This is a genomic window from Candidatus Methanoperedens nitratireducens (genome assembly GCF_900196725.1).
GTDB lineage: Archaea > Halobacteriota > Methanosarcinia > Methanosarcinales > Methanoperedenaceae > Methanoperedens > Methanoperedens nitroreducens_A.
Map to the genome: position 1 here is coordinate 1 of NZ_FZMP01000230.1, position 4,479 is coordinate 4,479.

Sequence of the window (4,479 nt, forward strand, 5' to 3'; positions counted from 1 at the left end):
AAGTGTTTGCCAGTGCTGCGTGTAATAAATCAAGATCATAATCGAATCCTGATAGAATTATCCCATTTGGCGTTATACCGAGGGCACGATCTATGAATGTATCAATGGTTTTGAGTGACCGAAAGTATCTATCTGTTTTTACGGTCAAATTATCACCAGATATACAGTTCGGTTGATGTATTCTTTGGGGCAGTCAACTTTTGCGCTATTACCGAATTTCGTTACTTTACGAATGAAGAATCCTTCGATTCCATCAATCTCAATATGATTTTGGGCTTGAATTGCAACTTCTTTCATTGGATATACTATGGATATCCAGAGATATAAATATTTCTATTGAAGAACGGAAAAGCTCAAAAATTCTATACTTATAAAATTATTTTACATCCTTTCGGAGATACTGGGAATTCAGTTAAATATATGTAGAATGATTGTAATTCATCTCTATAAGTTAGGGTGAGGATATGACAGAAGACAACGTGGTATATATCGGAAACAAACCTGTGATGAACTATGTTCTCGCAGTCGTTACGCAGTTCAACAGCGGTGCATCGGAAGTCACTATCAAAGCAAGAGGAAGGGCAATATCAAGAGCTGTAGATGTTGCAGAAGTGACAAAGAACAGATTTATGATGGATTCTAAAGTAAAAGATATAAAAATCGCTACAGAAAGGATTGCTTCGGAAAGAGGAGAATCCAATATCTCTACTATGGAAATTGTGATGATCAAATAATTCTATTAAAATATAATATTTAAATGTGATAGATTCGCTCTTCAAAATCACAAATTATTTAAGGCAGCAGGGTTAATTATTTATAGCCCAAAAAACGGGTAAAAATGGGGTCTGCACAGGATAGGAAAACATCTATAATGAGACAGCGAGGTAGTAACGAATGTTATTTATCAACGGGAGCGTAAGCTCTTTATTGATTTCAAAATATGCATTGTTTTTAATTATGGTGTTCTTTTTATCGGTAAGCACAGCCTCTGCCCAGGAGGATGTGTCCTGTTACCATTGTCACACACAGGTAGTCAATGAGTTCAGAAATAATACGCACTACCAGATGGGCTTTAACTGCGCTGATTGTCATGGAGGGAGAGAAGAGACAAACGCATCTGTTATATCTGCCAATGTGATGTCAGGGAATTTTATCGGTAAACCCTCAAGAGACAATATAACCAGCATCTGCTCAAAATGCCATGTACAGGAAGCAAAGGACTATAAGCAGAGCATCCACTGGGAACAAATTGAAAAAGGTCATCCAGAGGCTGCAACGTGCACAGATTGTCACGGGATACATGAAATACGTACGATAAAAGACCCGCAATCATTATCAAATCACCAGAACAGCCCGGCTACATGCGCAAAGTGCCATTCCAACAAAGAAATGATGAGCGCCTGGTACTACGGTATTAAAACAGACAGGCTTGATACATATAAAGAATCGTTCCACTGGAAAGCATTAAGGAACGGGTATAACGTAGTCGCGACATGTGCAGATTGCCACAACAACCACATCACCAAGTCCCACACAGACCCCACTTCAAGTACCTACCCGGAGAACCTTCCGAAGACCTGCGGCAAGACGAACTGCCATCCCGGGGTCAAATTCGATGCAGATATCGCTCTTGGTCTCGTCCACGATAAGGAGTCACTGCATAAAGGTGAGCTTGTGTTCAATAAAACAGATATGGACCCGCAGTTGAAAACATACTACCTCGGTCCATTTGACCTTGCCTACTGGATAGCTTTGTTTTTCAAGATATTGACTACAGGAGTTATAAGCGTCTTTGCAGGCATGGTGATCCTTGATTTCCTCTCAAGATTCAAGCTTCAAAAGAGGTGGTAAGCGTTGGCTAAGATAAATGTACTGGAAGTGTCGGATACTAAAAGGCCAAAGGTAGATACTACTATGAGCGAAGTTTATTTTAAAAGGTTCACATTCAATCAACTTGTAGAGCACTGGGTAATGATCGGAAGTTTCATGCTTCTTGTTATTACAGGCATGCCTGTTAAATTCCCTGATGCCTGGTGGTCTCCTGTCATCATTAACCTCGTTGGCGGTTTTGAGATGAGAACGCAGATACACCACGCAGCAGGCATCACGATGGTTCTTCTCGGGGTATATCACGTTACCTACCATATCTTCGTCGATAAAGAGTCACTGCTTGAACGGAAAGTGTGGCCGACATTAAAAGATGCAAAGGATTTCTGGCAAACGGTACTCTTTTATTTTGGAAAAGCAGAGCACCCGAAATACGGAAGGTATAGCTGGAAAGAAAAATTCGATTACTGGGGCGCTTTCTGGGGAATGGTGATGCTATGCGTTACAGGACTCATAATGATGTTCCCTTTTGTTGCGATGGATTACATACCATATGCATACGTTCATCTTTCGACGATTATCCATACGGATGAGGCGCTGCTTGCGACCCTGTTCATTTTCATAGTCCACTGGTGGAATGTTCATTACAGCCCTGAAGTATTCCCGATGTCAAAAGCCTGGCTTACCGGCAACCTGTCGGAGAAGCAGATGAAGCATGAGCATCCGCTTGAATATGAAGAAATTATGAAACAGATGCAAAAGGGCGAAAATACCCCACCAAAAGCCTGATCTTATTTCCTTGCAAGATGGTGCATCTGAGGGTAGTAGCAAATTCTTAAATATCTCGCTGAGTATTTTAAAATGAAAATTGAGACTCGATTGAGATGAACAAGTATGCACTATATGAAACGTGATCACTGGGCTGGTAAACCGATATCCCCTATATCCATTGCCAGGGGCATGACCATAACACAATTAGTGGATGATGTTTTTGACGGCATGGGATATAACGCGAAGAGGTTGGCTGAAGCCTGTCATCTTTTCAAGACCATGATCGATGATAACTCGACCGTTTGCCTGACGCTTGCTGGCGCGATGTCTCCTGTGGGGCTGGGCGGCGGTATAATCAAGATGATCGAGAACGGCTTTATCGACTGGATAGTCACGACCGGCGCAAATACCTATCACGATATGCATTTTGCATACGGGTTGCCGGTGCACCAGGGGGATTTCACAGCAGATGATAATGAACTGGCTGAAAACGATGTTGTAAGGATATATGATGTATTTATCGATATGGAGCGCACCCTTATAGCGCAGGATAAGATAATCCAGACGCTTACCAGGAAAGCAATTGAAAAAAACCAGCTGCCTGAGAAGTATTCAACTGCCTGTTACTATAAAATGCTGGGAAATGGAGTGCTTGAAACATCAAAACATCCTGAGCGCTCTTTCATCGCATCGGCTGCAAAACATGATGTCCCGGTTTTCGTGCCTGCGTTTGCAGACTCATCCGTAGGTATGGGTACGAGCTATCTTCCCATAATAGCATGTGCAAAATCCGGCTCAAAAAAACTTGCGTCTCAGGATTTCGTTGATCCGAGCCCCACAATGGATGCTCTTGAAAGCGCAGCCATCGTGCATCACAGCATGATAAATAACGTGCCGCGCGGTGTTCTTGAGGTCGGCGGAGGCGTACCAAAGAACTTCCTGCAGCAGACTGCGCCTATGATCTCGCAGATACTGGGCATTGAATGCCCGGGCGAGAACTATGTTATCCAGGTGACTGTAGACCGCCCGGATTCGGGAGGACTCTCAGGCGCTACGATAAACGAAGGCAAATCATGGGGAAAAATCCCGAAAGCAGGCGAGGGGAACGTTGTACCGTATCTTGATTCAACTGTGGGGGTTCCCATTATCTTCGCGTATGCTCTTGAGAACTGCAAGCCGAGAAAGCCTAAGAGGTTTGGCAGGATACTGCCTGATATAACACAGGAACTGGTTGAAGCTGCGATAACGAAAGTTGAAAAATGAACACAAAACAGGTAAATCGAGGTGGATTATTGATAAAAAAATTGCTTATTTTCTAATTCTATCCGCCGTTGTTATAATCTCTGGATGCTTTGAGCAATCAAATATCAATAAAAACCAGGTTGAATCGACAGATATCAATACAAGCCAGGCGAAACCAACAGATAAGAATACAAGCCAGGGGGTAATTAGCAATGCAAACCGCCTTTACGATGATTATAAATGGAAACTTGACCTGGTGACAGAAATTCAGAAGCGTACAGATGCCCTTGGGACTGCGGCGACTAAAGAAATGTATATTGAATGGAAGCTTAGAAATAATGAAGCTATAGAAGCTGGAGAGAGACTCTCGACATACATAACCGAACAAAGAAATGTACTGGACCAATACTGGACATCAGACGTACTTGTTTTAATCCTTAACTCCGCTGATTTTAAGTAATATGTAATTTACCCAACTTTACCCCTGCTTATAGGACAACAATAATCAAAAATGCGTTTTTTATGGATGCATAGGCTGTTTTTTGTTTTAATCTCCAGAAATCAATTTTAATGGTTGTTGTCATATAACTATGACAACAAAAATTTATGTAAGTATCGAATAATAGCAAGAAACGCACA

General features: G+C 42.0%; 6 protein-coding genes. 5 read left to right on the forward strand and 1 reads right to left on the reverse strand.

What is annotated here, in order from left to right:
• Window positions 1-144 precede the first annotated feature (144 nt).
• Window positions 145-297 carry a DUF2080 family transposase-associated protein gene (locus tag MNV_RS17260; protein WP_096207186.1) on the reverse strand — a complete coding sequence of 51 codons (153 nt, stop codon included), beginning with the start codon at window positions 295-297 and terminating at the stop codon, window positions 145-147.
• A gap of 167 nt (window positions 298-464) precedes the next feature.
• Here MNV_RS17260 and albA point away from each other — a divergent pair, with 167 nt between their 5' ends.
• From albA to MNV_RS17285, 5 genes are all read left to right on the forward strand, one after another.
• Window positions 465-734: a DNA-binding protein Alba gene (gene albA / locus MNV_RS17265; protein ID WP_096207187.1), complete on the forward strand. Its 270-nt coding sequence runs from the start codon at window positions 465-467 to the stop codon at window positions 732-734.
• Between the two features lie 160 nt (window positions 735-894).
• Window positions 895-1,851 carry a cytochrome c3 family protein gene (locus MNV_RS17270; protein WP_096207188.1) on the forward strand — a complete coding sequence of 319 codons (957 nt, stop codon included), beginning with the start codon at window positions 895-897 and terminating at the stop codon, window positions 1,849-1,851.
• Between the two features lie 3 nt (window positions 1,852-1,854).
• Window positions 1,855-2,616 carry a formate dehydrogenase subunit gamma gene (locus MNV_RS17275; RefSeq protein WP_096207189.1) on the forward strand — a complete coding sequence of 254 codons (762 nt, stop codon included), beginning with the start codon at window positions 1,855-1,857 and terminating at the stop codon, window positions 2,614-2,616.
• Between the two features lie 114 nt (window positions 2,617-2,730).
• A complete protein-coding gene (locus tag MNV_RS17280) occupies window positions 2,731-3,861 on the forward strand; it encodes a deoxyhypusine synthase family protein (RefSeq protein ID WP_218838060.1) in 1,131 nt (376 codons plus the stop codon).
• Complete coding sequence (locus tag MNV_RS17285) at window positions 3,851-4,300, forward strand: hypothetical protein (protein ID WP_096207190.1); 450 nt, start codon at window positions 3,851-3,853, stop codon at window positions 4,298-4,300. Before MNV_RS17280 ends, MNV_RS17285 begins: the two co-directional genes overlap by 11 nt.
• The last annotated feature ends 179 nt before the right edge of the window (window positions 4,301-4,479 follow it).

Bases quoted from the DNA above. Each gene is read 5' to 3' on its own strand.
- MNV_RS17260 (WP_096207186.1), bottom strand. From the start codon at position 297: ATGAAAGAAGTTGCAATTCAAGCCCAAAATCATATTGAGATTGATGGA.
- albA (WP_096207187.1), top strand. From the start codon at position 465: ATGACAGAAGACAACGTGGTATATATCGGAAACAAACCTGTGATGAAC.
- MNV_RS17270 (WP_096207188.1), top strand. From the start codon at position 895: ATGTTATTTATCAACGGGAGCGTAAGCTCTTTATTGATTTCAAAATAT.
- MNV_RS17280 (WP_218838060.1), top strand. From the start codon at position 2,731: ATGAAACGTGATCACTGGGCTGGTAAACCGATATCCCCTATATCCATT.